The sequence below is a fragment of the Morganella sp. Je.2.23 genome, assembly GCF_051129855.1.
Lineage (GTDB): Bacteria > Pseudomonadota > Gammaproteobacteria > Enterobacterales > Enterobacteriaceae > Morganella > Morganella sibonii.
In genome coordinates this window covers 268,009-288,036 of sequence record NZ_JBCPSQ010000001.1, presented here as the reverse complement: position 1 = coordinate 288,036, position 20,028 = coordinate 268,009, and the positions used below count along the sequence as shown (strand labels likewise).

The 20,028-nt window shown below is 52.5% G+C and carries 15 protein-coding genes; 10 read left to right on the top strand and 5 right to left on the bottom strand.

All coding sequences use genetic code 11. From position 1 onward, the window contains the following. Positions 1–17 precede the first annotated feature (17 nt). From AAZR23_RS01360 to AAZR23_RS01340, 5 genes are all read left to right on the top strand, one after another. Positions 18–2,546 (top strand): fimbria/pilus outer membrane usher protein, encoded by a 2,529-nt coding sequence (locus AAZR23_RS01360; RefSeq protein ID WP_434690049.1) that lies wholly within the window; start codon positions 18–20, stop codon positions 2,544–2,546. A gap of 11 nt (positions 2,547–2,557) precedes the next feature. After that, positions 2,558–3,460: a hypothetical protein gene (locus tag AAZR23_RS01355; RefSeq protein WP_434690047.1), complete on the top strand. Its 903-nt coding sequence runs from the start codon at positions 2,558–2,560 to the stop codon at positions 3,458–3,460. 117 nt (positions 3,461–3,577) lie between these two features. Then, the gene (locus AAZR23_RS01350; protein ID WP_434690045.1) at positions 3,578–4,114 is read left to right on the top strand and encodes a fimbrial protein; all 537 of its coding nucleotides are present in this window, start codon (positions 3,578–3,580) and stop codon (positions 4,112–4,114) included. Between the two features lie 10 nt (positions 4,115–4,124). Then, the gene (locus AAZR23_RS01345) at positions 4,125–4,664 is read left to right on the top strand and encodes a fimbrial protein (RefSeq protein WP_434690044.1); all 540 of its coding nucleotides are present in this window, start codon (positions 4,125–4,127) and stop codon (positions 4,662–4,664) included. A gap of 133 nt (positions 4,665–4,797) precedes the next feature. Continuing rightward, positions 4,798–5,961 (top strand): CyaA/EF/ExoY family adenylyl cyclase toxin, encoded by a 1,164-nt coding sequence (locus AAZR23_RS01340; RefSeq protein WP_434690042.1) that lies wholly within the window; start codon positions 4,798–4,800, stop codon positions 5,959–5,961. Between the two features lie 76 nt (positions 5,962–6,037). Here AAZR23_RS01340 and serS read toward each other — a convergent pair whose 3' ends face one another. The 5 genes from serS to lrp all read right to left on the bottom strand — a co-directional run bounded on the left by serS (position 6,038) and on the right by lrp (position 13,800). Then, a complete protein-coding gene (gene serS / locus AAZR23_RS01335) occupies positions 6,038–7,330 on the bottom strand; it encodes a serine--tRNA ligase (RefSeq protein WP_434690040.1) in 1,293 nt (430 codons plus the stop codon). Between the two features lie 216 nt (positions 7,331–7,546). Beyond that, a complete protein-coding gene (locus tag AAZR23_RS01330) occupies positions 7,547–8,890 on the bottom strand; it encodes a replication-associated recombination protein A (protein ID WP_434690038.1) in 1,344 nt (447 codons plus the stop codon). 7 nt (positions 8,891–8,897) lie between these two features. After that, positions 8,898–9,509: an outer membrane lipoprotein chaperone LolA gene (gene lolA, locus AAZR23_RS01325; RefSeq protein WP_046893830.1), complete on the bottom strand. Its 612-nt coding sequence runs from the start codon at positions 9,507–9,509 to the stop codon at positions 8,898–8,900. Positions 9,510–9,571: 62 nt separating this feature from the next. After that, positions 9,572–13,168, bottom strand: a complete 3,597-nt coding sequence (locus AAZR23_RS01320; RefSeq protein ID WP_434690034.1) for a DNA translocase FtsK 4TM domain-containing protein — start codon at positions 13,166–13,168, stop codon at positions 9,572–9,574. 137 nt (positions 13,169–13,305) lie between these two features. Beyond that, a complete protein-coding gene (lrp, locus tag AAZR23_RS01315) occupies positions 13,306–13,800 on the bottom strand; it encodes a leucine-responsive transcriptional regulator Lrp (RefSeq protein WP_004235807.1) in 495 nt (164 codons plus the stop codon). Between the two features lie 559 nt (positions 13,801–14,359). On the opposite strand from lrp, the gene trxB reads away from it, so the two are divergent. From trxB to infA, 5 genes are all read left to right on the top strand, one after another. After that, a complete protein-coding gene (gene trxB, locus AAZR23_RS01310) occupies positions 14,360–15,316 on the top strand; it encodes a thioredoxin-disulfide reductase (protein ID WP_166707316.1) in 957 nt (318 codons plus the stop codon). 104 nt (positions 15,317–15,420) lie between these two features. Continuing rightward, the gene (cydD, locus tag AAZR23_RS01305; protein ID WP_264997306.1) at positions 15,421–17,190 is read left to right on the top strand and encodes a heme ABC transporter permease/ATP-binding protein CydD; all 1,770 of its coding nucleotides are present in this window, start codon (positions 15,421–15,423) and stop codon (positions 17,188–17,190) included. A gap of 2 nt (positions 17,191–17,192) precedes the next feature. Further along, a complete protein-coding gene (gene cydC, locus AAZR23_RS01300; protein WP_434690029.1) occupies positions 17,193–18,959 on the top strand; it encodes a heme ABC transporter ATP-binding protein/permease CydC in 1,767 nt (588 codons plus the stop codon). Then, the gene (gene aat, locus AAZR23_RS01295; protein WP_166707313.1) at positions 18,937–19,656 is read left to right on the top strand and encodes a leucyl/phenylalanyl-tRNA--protein transferase; all 720 of its coding nucleotides are present in this window, start codon (positions 18,937–18,939) and stop codon (positions 19,654–19,656) included. Before cydC ends, aat begins: the two co-directional genes overlap by 23 nt. A gap of 150 nt (positions 19,657–19,806) precedes the next feature. Further along, positions 19,807–20,025, top strand: a complete 219-nt coding sequence (infA, locus tag AAZR23_RS01290) for a translation initiation factor IF-1 (protein WP_002211347.1) — start codon at positions 19,807–19,809, stop codon at positions 20,023–20,025. Positions 20,026–20,028: the final 3 nt, after the last annotated feature.

The window sequence follows — 20,028 nt, the reverse complement described above, 5'->3', positions numbered from 1 at the left end:
TGAAGTTCACCTGTGAAATGCCTTATCGGAATGCTGATAATGCCGGATACCGTTTTCGGTTAAACAGAATTGCTGTTACCGTTACCGCGCTGGTTTTCAGTGCCGGCAGCAGTATTTCTTTTGCCGGAGACTATTTCAGCGTTAATTCACTCAGCATGACTGAAGGGCAGAATATCGCAGATCTTCAGAGTCTGGATCAATTTGCGGCACCGGGCGGACAATTGCCGGGCGATTATCATGTGGATATTATTGTTAACGGTGTTGTTACTGATGCCCGCACAATTACCTTTACCAAAAATAGCAACAACAATGGCCTGACACCGGTTCTGACCAAAGCCGATCTGGCATTATGGGGCATTAATACTGAGGCTCTCCCTGAGCTGGCCGCACTGCCGCCGGAGCAGGAAATCACCGCTGTCAGCCGCTATATTCCGGATGCATCGGTTACACCGGAAATTAACCATCAGCGTCTGCTGATCTCTGTTCCGCAGATAGCCATGAATAATACCGTTGCCGGTGGTATTCCCGAAGCACAATGGGAAAACGGGGTCACCGCATTTATCCTGAATTACTATTACAGCGGTTCAAATAATCACAATAACCATACTCCGGATACCGATGCCCATTATCTTAATTTACGCAGCGGCCTGAATCTCGGGGCATGGCGCATAAACAATTATTCAGCGTATTCAGTCAGCGCCGGTGAAAAGAAATGGCAGAATATTGATACCAGCCTGGAACGTGGTATCAACTTCATAAAATCACGGCTGATTATCGGCGATTCATCCACCCCCGGCGATATTTTTGACGGCTTTCAGTTCCGCGGATTACAACTGCAAAGTGATGAATCCATGATGCCCGATGCCATGAAAGGCTTTGCCCCCGTGATTCGTGGTATTGCTCAGTCAAATGCAGAAGTGACCGTCAGACAGAACGGTTATGTTATCTATCAGACGTATGTTGCACCGGGTGCATTTGAAATAAACGATCTCCACCCGACAGGCACCAACGGTGATTTAACCCTGGTTATCAAAGAAGCTGACGGTACAGAACGTACCAGTATCGTACCTTTCTCGTCCGTTGCCATTATGCAGCGTGAGGGACAGTTACGTTATTCCCTGACCGGCGGTAAATTCAGAGCTGCGGGTGACGGCAAAGAGCCGGATTTTTTTCAGGGTACCCTGATTTATGGCCTGCCGAAAGGCGTCACCGCCTATACCGGCACAATTCTGGCGGATAACTATCAGTCCCTGGCTGCCGGAGCGGGTATCAATATGGGGAATTTCGGGGCGTTTTCCGCCGATGTCACCCATGCCGGCACCCGTCAGTTACGCGGCAGTGAATCCCGTGACAGCGGCCGCTCTTACCGTGTTCAGTATTCAAAGAATATGATGACCACAGGCACATCCGTTACCCTGGCAAATTACCGCTATTCCACAGACGGTTACTATTCCTTTGAAGAGGCCAATAAGAACCGCGCAGAGCTGTACCGTGACAGTAAAAAGAACCGCTTACAGGTAACAATCAGCCAGTCGCTGGATGAATACGGCAGCGTTTACCTGAGTGCCTATCAGCAGGATTACCGGAACCGTGCCGGTAAAGAGCGTTCAGCCGGTGCCGGATACAACAACAGCTATGAGGGGATCAGTTATAACCTCAGCTACAGCTATTCAGATAATGCTTATCAGCATAAAGCAGATAACCAATTTTCATTTTCCGTAAGTATTCCGTTAACTACGGCAGCAGGCAGTAATGCCAGCTTTAATACCTCAGTAACAACAGATAACAGCGGACGCAGCGATATGATGGCAGGTATCAGCGGCAACTTATCCGGCGATAACCGTTTCAGTTATTCCGTACAGCAATCCTATGCCAATAAAGGTACCGGCGCGGGCGGTAATGCCTCAGCCTCTTACCGGGGCAGTTACGGTGTCGCCAATGCCGGGTACAGCTATGACAAAAACTCACAGCGTCTGAATTACGGCTTAACCGGAGCAGTTATCGCTCATCCTTACGGCGTCACATTATCACAGCCGGTCTATGACGCATTTGCCATCGCCCGTGCACCGGGTGCGGAAAATGTCGCCGTGACCAACCGCAGCGGTGTATCTACTGACCGGCGCGGCTATGCGATCGTACCTTACCTGAATGCCTATACAAAAAATGAAATCGCCCTGGATGTCAGCAGTCTGCCGGCCAATGTGGAACTGAAATCAAACACTGTCAGTGTTGTGCCGACCAAAGGTGCTGCCGTCGTAATCAATTATCAGACACATGTGGGCTACCGCATCCTCTTTACGGTCACCAAAGACGGTTCACCGGTACCGTTTGGTGCGGTTGCATCGTCAGAGCAGAATGACGGCAACGACAACAGCACCGGTATTGCTGATGAGAACGGTGATGTCTACCTCAGCGGTATGCCGGAAAAAGGCCGGATAAATATTCAGTGGGGCAACAGCCCGGACAAACAGTGCCGTGCCGCCTATCAGCTGACCCAATCACAGACTGAGCAGCATCTGCCGGTTGTCCCTGTTACCTGTCATTGAGAGATATAACGATGAACTATACAAAATACTTATTTTCCGGTCTGTGTGCAGGGTTGCTTTCCTTTCAGGCTGGTGCCTATTACGACATTGCTCATATGGTCAGTGTCACCATTGACAGCCCCGCACAACAACAGCCCGTCGGAACAATGCTCGGTAACTGGCAGGATTTAAGTTCATCAATAAATTGTGATTCGGGCATAGCGCCGGATACTTACCGCTTCAGCAATAACGGCTATACCACAACCGGCGTGACACTGTCTGACGACGGAAAACGCTATCCGGTGTTTAAGACATACCTTGAAGGTGTCGGCGTGGCACTCGCTGTACGTGAAAAAGGCACATCAGCCTGGCATCCTGTCACTGAAAACCAGACAAGCGTTTCACTGAATAAATCAGACAGTAATATAGTATTTGAAGTAAAAGGCATTTATGTGAAGACCCAAAAAACATTAGTGCCGACAAAAGTTTCACAGGAGGTCAGTCTGGTGAAGATCTCCTGTATGTTTTACAACTCATCCGTAAGCATGCCGATAGAATTATCCGTACGCAGTAACGGAGCCACACAGAAAGCAGAAACCTGTAATGTCACCAATAAAACCCAGTCGGTTGATCTCGGTACTCATGAGCTGACGGCGGTCAGAAAATTAAAAGTGGGTCAGAATTTTGGCCATGCCCGTGCCGGGCTTACCGTGAAATGTGACGCGGGGATGAATGTCTATTTTACACTCGGTGACCACCTGCATTCCGGAAACATCAATACTGATACCCTCTTTCTTGAAAATCACAATACCAATCCGGGATTTGCGGTACAGATATTCGAACCGGAAAAATCAGAGCCCTATAAATTAGGTGGTGATAAAAAAACCGGTTCGGCACATCAGTATCCGTTTTATAAAACCGGCAACAGTACCTAAGAGACCATCACAAAATATCTGGATTTTAAATATGTAAAATTATCGGAAGATGTCAAAGCCACTGAAGGGAATGCGCAGGCAACAATTACTCTTATCTATAAATAACAGGTAAAAATAATGAAAATAATACGCTCTGTTTTTTTATACCTGCTGTTTTTATCGTCATATTCCGCGGCGGATACGAATGTAAAAGTGAATTACAGCGGTTCCATTAAAATACCGGCATGTGATATTACAACCCATAATACCAATGTTGAGCTGGGAACGTGGTTATTAACCGGTAACGGCAGTAATTTTCCCGCCGGCAGCACCACTGACTGGACTGAATTTGAACTTATTTTTAACTGCCACAGCAGTATGAGCCGGATCGCCGGTTCACTTCAGGGAGCAGCTGCGTCAGATAACAGATCATTTGAATTAGATAAGATCACCGGTGCAGCCACCGGCATGGCAATCCAGATTGAGTATTTTTCCGTACAAACTAACCGCTGGGAGCCGGCTGACGCCAATAAAATCAATCAGTTTCTTGCCATGAAACAGACTCAGGCCGGGACAAACAATCTGAAATTCCGGGCCCGTTATAAGCAGTTGGCCGCAAAGGCCACGACCGGAAAAGCAAATGCATCCGTGACATTCGTTGTGGAAAATAAATAAGGAATGAGTGATGTCAGCAATAATTAAACAATCAGCCTGTCTTTTTGCGGTTCTGTGTCTGTCTTTCAATGCCGCAGCTTATGACGCAATTTATAAGATCTCAGGTCGTATTCAGCCCGGCACCTGCACGCTGCTATCCTCTTCCGTCGTTAATGTGAAGCTGAATGATGTTTATCTGAGTAATACCGGACTGGGAAGCAAACCTGATTCAGTCAGTGATAAGGTTGACTGGAATATTGTTCTGGAATGCCCGTCAGATATTCCTGTGATAATTAATCCGGCCGGTACCACGGTATCCGGAAAAAGCAACTTACTGGCAATTGCTCCGGCAACAGATGCCGCATCAGGAGTCGGTATTGAAACGGAATATAAAGCGGCTGACGGCGTATGGCGGGTATTAGAACTGAATAAAACAAACACGATTGTCAGCACAGTGAAGAATGACGGTATCCTGACCTTAAATTTCAGAGGGTATTATCGCCAGACTGCCGCCGAAATTGCGCCCGGAACGGCAAATGCGACATTAGATCTGAATATTGTGTATAAATAACCACCGGTTTATCAGATACAGAAAATAGAGTCAGCCCTTGATCTAATTTATTTTTATCTCCGGTTGTTTTCTGACACTTTTTTCCTGCCAGTTTTTTATCCTGAACGTTTTGATCACAATGGATAATTAACACATGTTCAGAATCACAGGCTCACCTTCCTTATCCGCATCTGTCAGTACGCCGGATATACCATCTCCCCGGCCTTCCGGTACCACAGCCGCATTCCCCGGGCTGATAACAGAACGGCAGGCTGTTATTTCTCAGACCGGCATTGCCACAGAACATCTTGCCCCGCTTCAGGCATTAGCTGAAGAACAGCAACTGGTGATCAGCTTCCGTCCGGTCGAGACAACCGCAACCGGTCTTATCAGTGCCGGTTATCCGACAAAGAATTTTACTATCAAGGGGAAAAGCGCCAACTGGGGACCAATGGCCGGATTTATTCCGGTTAATCAGTTTTACAGCAAACTATGCGGTGAGAAACATAAAACTGAACTGATGGACAAAAAGGTTGCAGAATGCCTGCGGGATGGTCACGCCAGCGAAAATATTCTGCAAATAACCGATTCACGTATTAACGAACTGGTTCATATGGGATTACTTACCCGCCATCAGCCGGATAAAAACGGATTTATCACGCTCGAAGCTAAGTCGCCTCATGGTCACCCGCATCTGTTCACCGCCAAACCGGCCGCAGATGATACCTATGCCATTTATGTACAGAAAGATGATACACAAGTACGTGTTCTCTGTTCCCCGCAGCTAAATAAACCACTGACGGCCGACTATGACCTGATGATTGTTGCACCCCGCACTGAAGATTTCGGCAGTCTGGACATTCCGCATAACCCGGATGTCAGCGCAGACGCATTTGCGAAAAAACGATCTTATCTGTTGCGCCGCGGGTCGACAAAAGAGATTATCCACCAAGAATTACTGGAGAGAGAAGATCCCCGCCTCGGTAATAACACACCGAGAATCGCCGCTCTGATCCCGCTGATTAATTCGGCTTTATTTTGTGAGGACGGCAGAGAAGTCGTACATCACAGTATGGATGCCACTAACCCTTTTTCCGAGATGAGTGCTAATTTCCCTGTTACCTTTTTCCTGCCGGAGCCACTGGGCGAGTTACCGCAAATACTGCTGGCAGAAGATATTAATGGCCTGCGGACCGTGATCCGAACGCTTGAACATAGTGGTTTTATGGTACCGCATAACCCGCTGTGGGGTAATGAGATCCCGTCATTGCGCCGGGAAAGCTTTGAAGCTGCCAGAAAGGTGTTTAATACATTGTGATTGTTTGCCGGCATAAAAAATCCCGCTGGTTTTCACCGGCGGGATTTTTATCAGATCAGTGACAACTCACCGGCAATCAGCCGATATGTGTCAGACCTCTCATATACGGACGCAGTACTTCCGGAATTTCGATACGGCCATCAGCCAGCTGATAGTTTTCCATGATAGCCACCAGGGTACGGCCTACAGCCAGACCGGAGCCGTTCAGGGTATGAACCAGCTGTGGTTTTTTATCATCTTTACCGCGGAAGCGTGCCTGCATACGACGCGCCTGGAAATCCCAGCAGTTAGAGCAGGATGAGATTTCACGGTAAGTGTTCTGCGCCGGAACCCAGACTTCGAGGTCATAGGTTTTACGGGAACCGAAGCCCATATCACCGGTGCACAGCAGCACTTTACGGTATGGCAGGTTCAGCAGCTGTAAGACTTTCTCGGCGTGACCGGTCAGTTCTTCCAGCGCTTCCATGGATTTTTCCGGGTGAACAATCTGAACCAGCTCAACTTTATCAAACTGGTGCATACGGATCAGACCGCGGGTATCACGGCCATAAGAACCGGCTTCGGAGCGGAAGCACGGGGTATGTGCAGTCATACGCAGCGGCAAATCAGCCTCATCCAGGATCTCGTCACGGACCAGGTTGGTGACAGGCACTTCTGCTGTCGGGATCAGCGCATAGCTGCTGGTTTCCGCTTCTTCTTCCAGTGGTTTGGTATGGAACAGATCACCGGCAAATTTCGGTAACTGCCCCGTGCCATACAGCGTATCCTGATTGACCAGATACGGAACATAAATTTCCTGATAACCGTGCTGTTCCGTGTGCAGATCCAGCATGAACTGTGCGATAGCGCGATGCAGGCGGGCAATCTGGCCTTTCATCACAACAAAACGCGCACCGGTCAGTTTGACGGCAGCCGGGAAATCCAGACCATCGGTCATTTCACCCAGTGAAACGTGATCGCGCACTTCGAAATCATACTGCTTAGGTGTACCCCAGCGGCTGACTTCAGGGTTATCGCTGTCATCTTTACCAAACGGCACTTCGTCTGCCGGCAGGTTAGGAATATTCAGAGCAATGGTGCGTAACTCAGCCTGCACTTCATCCAGCGCAGATTTGGCAGCATCCAGTTTATCCCCTAACAGATTCACTTCACTGCGCACTGCTTCAATGTCTTCACCGCGGGCTTTCGCTTCACCAATGGACTTCGATCGGGAGTTGCGTTCAGCCTGCAGAGTTTCAGTTTCAACTTGTAAAACCTTGCGGCGCTCTTCGAGAGTGCGCAGCGTGTCCACATCCAGGGTAAAACCCCTGCGAGCCAGTTTTTCGGCAACCGCGTCCAGCTCATTACGCAGTAAATTTGGATCGAGCATGCTATTCCTGTGCTTGTTGTTATAACGTGAGTGTCAGTAACGGAGATGCAACCGGCGAAAAGTGTTTTCCTGCTTTCCGGCAGTGCGGCTGTTATTAACGCAACTGTGAAACGTCTTAATCCGCCCGGAAACCCGCACTGTATGCAGGATGAACATTCTGAGTGTTTTAAGCCATTTACCTATTCTTACATTTCACACCTTACCGCAACAGCGGCATTAACGGTAGCGTTTTATCGGGCTATTTTGATCCTGCTCAGCAAGCCAGGCGAGTTTCTCGCCGATTTTGCCTTCCATCCCCCGGTTTGCCGGAAAATAGTAGCGGGTATCACGCATTTCAGGCGGAAAATAGACCTCTCCGGCGGCATACGCGTTCGTTTCATCATGCGCGTAACGGTACTCTTTGCCGAGCCCCATTTCTTTCATCAGTTTGGTCGGCGCATTACGCAGATGTTCCGGCACATCGTAATCCCGCCCTTCTTTTGCGTCACGCATGGCGGCTTTGAATGCGGTATAAACGGCGTTGCTTTTCGGTGCGCAGGCAAGATAAACAATCGCCTGGGCTATCGCCCGTTCACCTTCTGCCGGTCCCACGCGGGTAAAGCAGTCCCAGGCCGAAATCGCGACCTGCATAGCGCGCGGATCGGCATTACCGACATCTTCCGATGCTATCGCCAGCAGACGGCGGGCAACATAGAGCGGATCACCACCTGCGGTGATAATCCGGGCGTACCAGTAAAGTGCCGCATCCGGTGCCGAGCCGCGCACTGATTTGTGCAGCGCGGAGATCAGGTCGTAGTAGCGGTCGCCTTTGTTATCAAAACGGGCACTGCGCTCACCGCTGACTTCTTTCAGCAGTTCAGTGGTCAGCACACGTTTGCCGTCAGCCCCGGTTTCGGCCATATCCGCCATCATTTCCAGCACATTCAGCGAACGTCGGGCATCTCCGGCGACCAGTTCGGCCAGCAGTTTGCGGGTTTCATCCGGCAGGACGATATTTTGTCCGCCCAGGCCGCGTTCAGTATCATTCAGCGCCTGAATCAGAACCGCTTCGATATCGTCCGGAGACAGGGATTTAAGCAGATAAACACGGGCGCGGGATAACAGTGCGGAGTTGAGCTCAAACGACGGGTTTTCGGTGGTGGCACCGATAAAGGTGACCGTACCGTCCTCAATATGCGGCAGAAACGCGTCCTGCTGACTTTTATTGAAGCGGTGCACTTCATCAACAAACAGAATGGTACGGCGCCCCAGATTACGGTTCTGACGCGCCCGCTCGATGGCCTCGCGGATCTCTTTGATCCCCGAAGTCACCGCTGACAGGCGTTCAATATCCGCATCCGCATAGTGACCAATCACTTCCGCCAGGGTGGTTTTTCCGGTGCCGGGCGGGCCCCACAGGATCATGGAGTGGAGCTGCCCGGCGCGGATAGCCCGCGGCAGTGGTTTGCCCTCTGCCAGCAGGTGAGTTTGTCCGATGTACTGTTCCAGCGTCCCCGGCCGCATTCTGGCGGCCAGAGGCTGATAATCGTTTTGCGAGAAATCGAGAGAAAAGTTAGTCACTGACGCCTCATTGACGCTGATCGTCCAGCGTAACCCCCTTCGGCGGTGTAAAGGTGAATTTATTCATATTCACATCAGTACTCTGCTGACCTTTGAGCTGATAGCTGCTTTTCTGGCCATCCTGCTCAACGGCGGCAAACTGCTGAATAATACCGTCCGGAGTTACAGTGATAGTAAATAATTTCAGATTGCCGTTGTTGGTTTTCGGTTTCAGCTCAAAGCTGTCACCACGCTGACTCACCATGTACTGCTGCCAGTCTGCCGGATCATTGCGGGTGATCAGCATAAACGGCGTATTTTGTGTGGCATCTTTCAGCCAGGTGGCGGTGACCTGCTCAACAAACGGGTTATAGAACCACAGTGTTTTGCCGTCAGAAACCAGTACGCTTTCATCCGGGGCGCTCATCTGCCAGTTAAACAGGTTCGGGCGTTTTACCCATAAATCCCCTGTTCCTTCCTGAACCAGTGCGCCGTCAGCATCAGTGACGGTCTGCGCGAAATTCGCATGGAAGCTGTTCACTTTTCCCAGACGCGACTGAAGGTCACTGCGGGTATCTGCATGTGCTGCACTGACTGCGGCACCTGCCAGCAGGCAGGCTGTGATAAACACCTTTTTCATGTATGCATTCCTGATGATGCGTTCGGATAAATCAGACGCCGCCTTTTCAGGCAGCGGTGTCATTAAAAGTTATTTGAGGACGGTGCCAGGACTTCACGGTTGCCGTTATGGCCCGGTTCACTGACAATGCCCTGTTCTTCCATTTCTTCCACAATCCGTGCCGCCCGGTTATAACCGATCCGGAACTGACGCTGGACACCGGAAATGGACACCCGCTGTTTTTCTGTGACGAATTGTACCGCCTGATCGAACAGCGGATCCAGATCTTCCCCGCTGACAGAACTGCCGCCTTCGCCGTCCTCACCGCCACGGGTGATGTTATCGATATATTCCGGACGCCCGCGGGCTTTCCAGTCATTCACCACATCATGGACTTCCTGGTCACGGACAAACGCGCCGTGAACACGCAGCGGCGCATTAGCCCCCTGCGGCAGATAGAGCATATCCCCGTTCCCCAGCAGCGATTCCGCACCGCCCTGGTCGAGGATAGTCCGGGAGTCAATTTTACTGGATACAGTAAAGGCAATACGGGTCGGGATGTTGGCTTTAATCAGGCCGGTGATCACATCCACAGACGGACGCTGCGTCGCCAGTACCAGGTGGATACCTGCTGCACGAGCTTTCTGCGCCAGGCGGGCAATGTGTTCTTCCACTTTTTTACCGGCGGTCATCATCAGGTCAGCAAATTCATCCACCATGACCACGATATACGGCTCTTTTTTCAGAACCGGGTGCGTCATTTCCATGCTGTCTGTCGGTTTCCAGAACGGATCCGGAATCGGCCGTCCCATGGATTCCGCCATCAGAATTTTTTCGTTATAACCCGCGAGGTTACGCACCCCGAGCGCTGACATCAGTTTATAGCGCCGCTCCATTTCCGCCACACACCAGCCGAGAGCATTGGCGGCGTCTTTCATGTCGGTTACCACCTGGGTCAGCAGGTGCGGAATGCCCTCATAAACAGAAAGTTCCAGCATTTTCGGGTCGATCATGATAAAGCGGACGTCTTCCGGTTTCGCTTTATACAGGATACTGATAATCATGGCGTTTACGCCGACTGATTTACCGGAGCCCGTTGTACCGGCAACCAGCAGATGCGGCATTTTACCCAGATCCGCCACCACCGGCTGACCGGAGATATCTTTCCCCAGCACCACCGAGAGCGGCGACGGCGTGTCGCGGAACTCGTCACAATCCAGCACTTCACGCAGATAGACGGTCTGACGTTTTTCGTTCGGCAGTTCCAGGCCCACATACGGTTTGCCCGGGATCACTTCCACCACACGAACCGCAACAGTGGAGAGTGAACGCGCAAGGTCACGGGACAGGTTAGAAATACGCGAGGCTTTCACGCCCGGTGCCAGATCCAGTTCAAAACGGGTGATCACCGGCCCCGGTTCATAACCGACCACGCGGGCTTTGATACGGAAATCATTCAGACGCGCTTCGATCAGGCGTGCAGTCTGTTCCATAGCGAATTCATCCACCGGCTCAATGGTATCCGGCGGTGAGGCCAGTAAATCAAGAGACGGCATCGGCGTGGTGGATTTCGGCAGCGGCTGATCATTGCGGATCAGGAACGGATGGAACAGGCTCTCTTCCATCTGTTTTTGTAACTGTGTTTCCTGTGAACTGACCGGTGCCGGATTCTGCTGCGGTGCGGCAACAGGCTCAGCGCTCTGTACCGGCGTCTGTGGTGCCTGATAAACCGGAGCCGGTTCAGCAACAGGCGCGGTGACCGGTGTCGGGATAAACAGCGGCTCTGCCGGTTCCGGGTCGACCAGATCGTCCACCGGGGAGAATGCCTTCAGTTCGGCCAGGTCTGATAAAATTGCATCAGCCTGCCCACTGTAACGTTGTTGCTGCATCTGCATAAACTGAGCCTGAAGGCGCTCAGATTCCTGCGCGTCCTCATCGTCTTCTGCTGTCACAGTGTGAACATCCGCCACCGGTGATACGGAGGCAAAAGAGTGATGATTAACCGGAGTCTGATAGGCAGACGACGCAGGGATAAAGGCAGAGGAGGTTCCCGCGGTGACTTCCGGGGCAGTTACTGCCTGCGCCGGCTCTGCTGCCGGCGACATATCCGTATCATCATCACCATAGCGGCTGCGCTGCTGCGTCATAAACTCATCACGCAGACGCGCCTGTAATACGTCGTCTTCATCCGGCTCTGTCTGTGCTGCCGGTTGTTCCGGCTGATGCTGCTGCGCAAATTCATCCTGCTCACGGCGCAGACGCTCAAGTTCCGCATCACGCTGAGACGGAATACGGATGCCGTAAAGTTCACGCCGGGTCGGAAGACGCACCGGGTTCGGACGCGGCAGTTCAGGGCCCAGCCCCTGTTTGACCTGTGCCGCACCAAAAGCTGCCGCTGCGGCAGCAGCGGAACTCAGATGCGCGCTGCTGTTATCATCCAAATCCGCAGAACCGGGTAAACCGAACGTAAAGACCGGTTCAGTGCGGCCGCTTTCTGCGTACGGGTTTTCCCATTGCGGCGGTGCCGGTTCAGGTTCAGGCTGAACATCCGGCACGTGAATCGGCGTATTCGGATCAAACGTTGTCCGGTAAGCGTCCGGAACATCAAAACGGTAGTGTTCAGCGTCATCCGCAGCAGACTCAGTGTGTTCCTGTCTTTCAGGTTCCGCTGTTGCCGGTGCCTGTGCGGGGATATGCTGTACTGCAGGCACCACCGGTTCATTCACGGTTTCCGGGAATGCAGAAACAGGGTATTCCGGTGTCAGCAGCGGGTCTGTGTTTTCAGCGGGATCATCATAATGAGTCTGCTTAGCCAGTTCCGCCGCATTCGGCGCGGAAAACAACACATCATCCTCATCATCGTATTCACGGTACTGTGCTGTCTGAGTCTGTGCATCACTGTCAGGCGCAACGGCAGTCAGTGCCGCTGCGGCAGCCGCTGTTTGCGGTACGCTGCTGTGCGCTTTTTGCTCATCAGCGTCTTCGTCATCATCGTATTCGTCATCATCCTCATATTCACGGTCGTCGTAATATTGATCGTCATACTGGTCGTCATAACGGTCACGGGAATGATTGGTGAGGAAGGTAATCGGTGAAAGAACGGCCGCGCCGGTTTTTTCGGCGATAGTGATCCACGACCAGCCGGTCAGCAGCATCAGGCCAACCGCCCACAGGCTGAGCAGCGCGAGTGTCGCACCGAGTGCATTAAACCACGGCATCAGCGCCGAACTGAATAAACTGCCTATCACCCCGCCCGCAGCAAAGTTCTGCATATCATCCACATTCAGGGAGGCGAGAGCACAGGATGAGAGGATAAGGGTCAGCCCCCCGATGATACGCATCGAGAGTGAGAAAAAGTCTACGTAATCTTTATTTTCATTACTGCGGAAGGCCGACCAGCACCCCAGAATCATCAGCGGGGGAACGGTGTAAGCCAGTATGCCAAAGGCGGAAAAAAGAATATCCGCAAACCAGGCACCGATACTGCCGGCCAGATTTTTCACCGGCTCATGCCAGTTTGTCTGGGACCAGCTCGGGTCTGACGGATTAAACGATAAAAGGGCAACCAGCAGAAAGACGGCGCACAACCCGATCACAATAAGGACGGCTTCCAGCAACCGGCGGCCGCTGCTGATTTTTCTGAATTTAATGTGTTTGTCTTCTGTATATTCCTGGCTCATCTCATTTCCTGACGCAACGTCCGGTTTTTCCTGTCAGTAAAACGGAACAACGCTGAGGGTAGCTCAGCGTTGAAACTGTATGCATAAACAGGAGTGTACCTGATTTATCCCGTTTTGCACATGACGCAGGAAACAAATTAACGGGTCTTGATGACCAGACGGTTACTTTGTTTGACCTCTTCCATCACCACATAGGTGCGGGTGTCATTCACGCCCGGCAGGCGCAGAAGAGTTTCACCCAGCAGCTTGCGGTAAGCGGACATGTCCGGCACACGAGTTTTCAACAGGTAGTCAAAATCACCGGAAACCAGGTGACATTCCTGAATCTCTTCCAGCTTCTGAACTGCAGTGTTGAATTGCTCAAAGACATCCGGAGCGCCGCGGTTAAGGGTAATTTCCACGAATACCAGCAGGGATGCATCCAGATAGTGCGGATTCAGCAGTGCGGTATACCCGGTGATAAAGCCCTGACGCTCTAAACGACGGACACGTTCCAGACACGGAGTCGGTGACAGACCCACACGTTTGGAGAGTTCGACGTTAGAGATACGGCCATCTTTCTGCAATTCGTTAAGAATATTCCTGTCGATTCTGTCAAGATCTTTACCCGGACGCTTTTTGTTATCAATCATCTCGTTATCTCTCTTATTTACTATTTTCCCACACCCATAACACTTCCCTTACCTGACAGAACAAAATCAGCATCGGAAAACATGTTTTCAGGCTAATCTTTGCATTTCTGATTATAAGAATACGCAACCGGCGCCAGTTTACCGGAACATTCAGATTATTATCGCTGTAGTCGTAAGCTGAAATTACCACGCTTCGTCATCAGGACAAACACATCGCCGGTGTAACAGGATGTATTAACCTGACGGATAAAAATCTCTTACACTGATGTTTTCGCAAATGCGCAGCCGATTGTCAAAGCAAATGAACAAAAATCAGAACAACCTGTTGAAGAAAATGGCAGAAAAACGTTTCGCTGACAAATACAGCGTGCTTTTGGTGTGATATTCAAACAACTTAGGAATCTTCTGAATAATCATTTTTTCGTACAATAACCTGAAAACCGACTCATTTCCGGCTCATTTCGATTTTGTGCTCTGCCGTTTTTATTCCTTTTTTTAACCCCACGTTTCTCCTACAATCCTGTACACGCTTTTTTGCCATTTTGTTAATGAGGTGTTCATGAACGCAACCCGACACAGTAAATTAATTATTCTGGGTTCCGGCCCTGCCGGATATACCGCTGCCGTTTATGCGGCACGGGCGAATTTAAAACCGGTGCTGATTACCGGGGTGGAAGTCGGCGGTCAGTTAACCACCACGACTGATGTGGAAAACTGGCCGGGAGACCCGGAAGGTCTGACCGGACCGGGTCTGATGGAACGTATGCAGGCGCATGCTGAAAAATTTGAGACTGAAATCATCAACGATTACATCACGGAAGTGGATTTCAGCAAACGTCCGTTTACCCTGACCGGGGAAAATACCTACACCTGTGACGCACTGATTATCGCCACAGGCGCATCCGCCCGTTATATCGGCCTGCCGTCAGAAGACGCTTTCAAAGGCCGTGGTGTGTCTGCCTGCGCCACCTGTGACGGCTTTTTCTACCGTAACCAGAAAGTGGCGGTTGTCGGCGGCGGAAACACCGCTGTGGAAGAGGCGCTGTATCTCTCCAATATCGCGTCAGAAGTGCACCTGATCCACCGCCGTGACAGCTTCCGTGCGGAAAAAATCCTGATCAGCCGTCTGATGGACAAAGTTCAGAACGGCAATATCGTTCTGCACACTGACCGCACACTCGATGAAGTGCTCGGTGATCAGATGGGCGTGACCGCTGTCCGTCTGCGTGATACCCAAAGTGATGCAACGGAAGAGCTGCCGGTGATGGGCTGCTTTATCGCTATCGGCCACAGCCCGAATACCGGTATTTTTGAAGGACATCTGGATCTGGAAAACGGCTATATCCGTGTTCAGTCCGGCACACACGGCAATGCCACTCAGACATCTGTGCCGGGTGTGTTTGCCGCCGGTGACGTGATGGATCATGTCTACCGCCAGGCGATTACCTCCGCGGGAACCGGGTGCATGGCCGCACTGGATGCCGAGCGCTATCTTGACAGCCTCGCTGACAAATAATCCTGCATTATCAGGGCGCTATATCTGTAGCGCCTTTTCGTGTACCATGGCATTATCCTGCTGATTTCAGCCAAATTTTTACTTATCACCTGCATACAGAAAAAATGGATAAATCAAGACAGTCAGAACTCGTCCGCTGGTTAAAGCATCAGGCGGCACCGGCACGGCGATGGTTGCGCCTCTCGATGTTGCTGGGTGTACTCAGCGGTTTACTGATTATCGGCCAGGCCTGGTGCCTCGCTGTTCTCCTTCAGTCCCTCATCATGGAGCATACGCCCCGCGAACAGCTCCTCACTCCGTTCACTGTACTAATCATACTGTTTATTGCCCGCGCAGTTGTCGCTGCGATCCGCGAACGGGTCGGGTTTATCTGCGGGCAGGTGGTAAGACGTGAGATCCGCCGTACTGTGCTGGATAAACTGGAACAACTCGGCCCGGTCCGGGTAAAAGGCAAACCGGCGGGCAGCTGGGCGACCATTATTCTCGAACAAATTGATGATATGCAGGATTACTATTCCCGCTATCTGCCGCAGATGACGCTGTCCGCCATCATTCCGCTGATGATTCTGATCACCCTGTTCCCGATCAACTGGGTTGCAGCGCTGATTCTGCTGGTAACGGCACCGCTGATCCCCGTCTTTATGGCACTGGTCGGCTTAGGGGCCGCCGATGCCAACCGCCGTAACTTCCTGGCACTGAGCCGTCTGAGCGGCGATTTTCTCGACCGCCTGCGCGGGCTGGAAACCATCCGCTTTTTCCACCGCGGCCGTGAGGAAGTGAAACAGATTGATGACGCTACCGAAGATTTCCGTTCGCGTACCATGGAAGTGCTGCGCATGGCGTTCCTCTCCTCTGCTGTGCTGGAGTTTTTCGCCGCGATCTCAATTGCGGTGGTTGCGGTCTATTTTGGTTTCTCCTATCTCGGCGAACTGAATTTCGGCAGTTACGGCGTGGGCGTCACGCTGTTTGCCGGGTTTATCGCCCTGATCCTGGCGCCGGAGTTTTTCCAGCCGCTGCGCGACCTCGGCACCTACTACCACGCCAAAGCACAGGCCGTCGGAGCCGCGGAGTCGCTGGTAACCCTGTTATCTGCGGAGAATAACGCGGATGAATTACCGGGCACCGAACCGCTGGCACCGGCAGAGCAGATTTCTGTCACGGCAACCGATCTGGTGATTTTTGCCCCGTCCGGGGAAAAACTGGCCGGGCCGCTGACCTTCACCCTGAATGCCGGACAGCGTATCGCGCTTGTCGGCCAGAGCGGTGCAGGGAAAAGCTCATTGCTCAATCTGCTGCTCGGTTTTCTGCCGTATGAAGGCAGTATCCGGATTAATCAGCAGGAACTGCGTGACATCCGCCCGGAAAGCTGGCGGGCGCAACTGAGCTGGGTGGGACAAAACCCGCATCTGCCGGAACAAACCATTCTGGACAATATCCGCCTGAGCCGTCCGGATGCCGCTCAGGACGAAATTAATGCGGTGATGGAAAAAGCCTATGTGACCGACTTTATCGGTTCCCTGCCTGACGGTGTGAATACCGTGGTCGGGGATAATGCCGCCCGGCTCTCTGTCGGCCAGGCACAACGGATTGCCGTGGCGCGTGCCCTGCTCAATCCGTGTCATCTGCTGCTGCTGGATGAGCCGTCCGCCAGCCTGGACGCGCACAGTGAGGAGCGTGTGATGCATGCCCTGAATGATGCCGCCCGTCAGCAGACAACCCTGCTGGTGACGCATCTGCTGGAAGAGACCCGTGACTACGATGAAGTCTGGGTGATGGATAAAGGTCTGATTACTGAACAGGGAAGCTATGCCGCCCTGCAACAGCAGCAGGGTGCCTTTGCACAGCTGTTGTCACACCGGACGGGGGATCTGTAATTATGCGTGTTTTACTGCCGTTTTTAGCCCTCTACCGCCGCCACTGGTTCCTGCTGACGCTCGGGATACTGCTGGCGATTGCCACCCTGCTCGCCAGTATCGGCCTGCTGACGCTGTCCGGCTGGTTCCTGGCCGGAACGGCGATTGCCGGTGTGCCGGGGATTGCCTTTTTTAACTATATGCTGCCTGCCGCCGGGGTACGCGGCGCGGCTATCTCCCGTACTGCCGGACGCTATGCGGAACGGCTGGTCAGCCACAATGCCACGTTCCGTGTGCTGAAACACCTGCGGGTGTTTGCCTTTGAGAAAATCCTGCCGCTGACACCGGGCGGCATCGCCCGATTCCGTCAGGGAGAACTGCTCAACCGGCTGGTCGGGGATGTGGAAACGCTGGATCATCTCTATCTGCGGGTCATTTCTCCGATTGTTGCCGCGCTGGTAGTGATTGCGGTACTGACATTCGGGCTGGGTTTTCTCGATCTGACTCTCGCATATGCGCTGGGCGGGTTTATGACCTTCCTGCTGTTTGCCCTGCCGGTGGTGTTCTACTCTGCCGGTAAGCCAATCGGTATACAGCTGACGACACTGCGGGCGCAATACCGTACCCTGCTGACCAGTGCATTGCAGGGACAGGCAGAACTGACTATTTTTGGCGCACAGCCCCGTTTCCGTGATCAGCTTGCTGAAACAGAACAACGCTGGCTGATACAGCAGCAGCGCCAGGCCGGGCTGACAGGGCTTTCCCAGGCGGTGATTATTCTGGCAACCGGGTTTGCTGTTGCACTGATGCTGTGGATGGCCTCCGGGGTCAGCTGGCCGTACCGTGAGGGCGGAGCCATTATCGCCCTGTTTGTATTCTGCGCGCTGGCGGCATTTGAAGCATTAGGCCCGGTGGCGGTCGCGTTCCAGCATCTCGGCCAGGTAATGACCTCTGCTGAGCGCGTCTCGCAGATTGTTGACACCAAACCGGAAGTCACCTTCCCGGCCACCGGTCCGGCGGCATCCGCACAGGTCAGTGTCAGCCTCAGCGGCGTTGGTTTTACCTATCCGGGACAACCGCTGCCGGTGCTGAAAGATATCTCCCTGACTCTCCGCGCCGGGGAACATCTCGCTCTGCTCGGCAAAACCGGCTGCGGGAAATCCACCCTGTTGCAGTTGCTGACCCGTGCATGGGATGTCAGTGAGGGTGAAATCCGCCTGAATGACCAGCCGATTGCCGCTTATGATGAAAATACACTCCGGTCGCTGATGGCCGTGGTTCCGCAACGTATTCATGTGTTCAATAACACACTGCGCGGCAATCTGCGGATCGGGGATAATGAAGCAACGGATGCGCAGCTGAATGCGGTACTGGCTCAGGTCGGACTGGAAAACCTGCTGGATAACGACCAGGGACTGAATGCCTGGATCGGTGAAGGCGGGCGTCAGCTCTCCGGCGGTGAGCAGCGTCGTCTCGGGATCGCCCGTGCCCTGCTCCACAATGCGCCGTTCCTGCTGCTCGATGAACCGACAGAAGGGCTTGATGCGGATACTGAGCAGCATATTCTCGCTCTGCTGCGGGAAATCGGCCGCGACCGGACGATGCTTATTATCACCCACCGTTTACAGGGCCTGGAACACATGGACACGCTGTGCGTGATGGATGGCGGGCAGATAGCCGAACAAGGCACTCACGACGCGCTGCTGGCGCGCAGAGGCCGTTATTATCAGTTTGTGAACCGTATGCCGGCCATGACCGGGGGATCCGATGCCATTCTATCAGCTGAATGAGGAACTTCTCTTTCCGCCGGTTGAGCACGCGCTGACCGATCCGGACGGATTGCTGGCCACCGGCGGGGATCTCTCCCCCGCCCGGTTGCTGCTGGCATACCGGGAAGGTATTTTTCCGTGGTATTCGCCCGGTGAGCCCATTTTGTGGTGGTCACCGGACCCGCGTGCGGTATTGTACCCGGAAGAGCTGCATGTCAGCCGTTCACTGCACAAAATTCTGAAAAAACACCCTTACCGGGTCACGCTCAATCATGCCTTTGAGCAGGTCATCCGCGCCTGTACAGAGCGGGATGAAGGTACCTGGATAGGTGAGGATATTGTTGCCGCTTATATCCGGCTGCATCAGGCAGGACGTGCTCATTCTGCCGAAGTGTGGGATGATGGCGCGCTGGTCGGCGGGCTGTATGGTCTGAACACCGGATCGCTGTTCTGCGGAGAGTCGATGTTCAGCCGTGTCAGCAACGGGTCAAAAATTGCTTTTATGACATTTTTCGCCCATTTTACCGGCCACGGCGGCGCGATGTTTGATTGTCAGATACTGAATCATTACACCGGATCACTGGGTGCGCGGGAGATCCCGCGGCAGACGTTTATCCGTCAGCTGTATCAGCTGCGCGATAATCATTTACCGCAGTCATGCTGGCAGCCGCAGACATTAGCACGTCCGGTGCCGTCACAACTGCCGCCTTTTTTATAAAATCGCTGCAAAGCAACAGGAAATGGTATGTTTCAGCCCGTTTTATGTTTCAGACACGGTGCTTAAAAAATATCATTCCTTTACATAATCCCGGTTTTTCGGCATTATCTTGCGGTTTGAAAATACTGGTTATTAACATTAGAGGATTAGATGGCCAAAGAAGACAATATTGAAATGCAAGGCACTGTGTTAGATACACTGCCGAACACGATGTTCCGTGTGGAACTGGAAAACGGACACGTTGTGACTGCACATATCTCCGGTAAAATGCGTAAAAACTATATCCGCATCCTGACAGGCGACAAGGTTACAGTAGAACTGACCCCATATGACCTGAGCAAAGGCCGTATCGTCTTCCGTAGCCGCTGATCC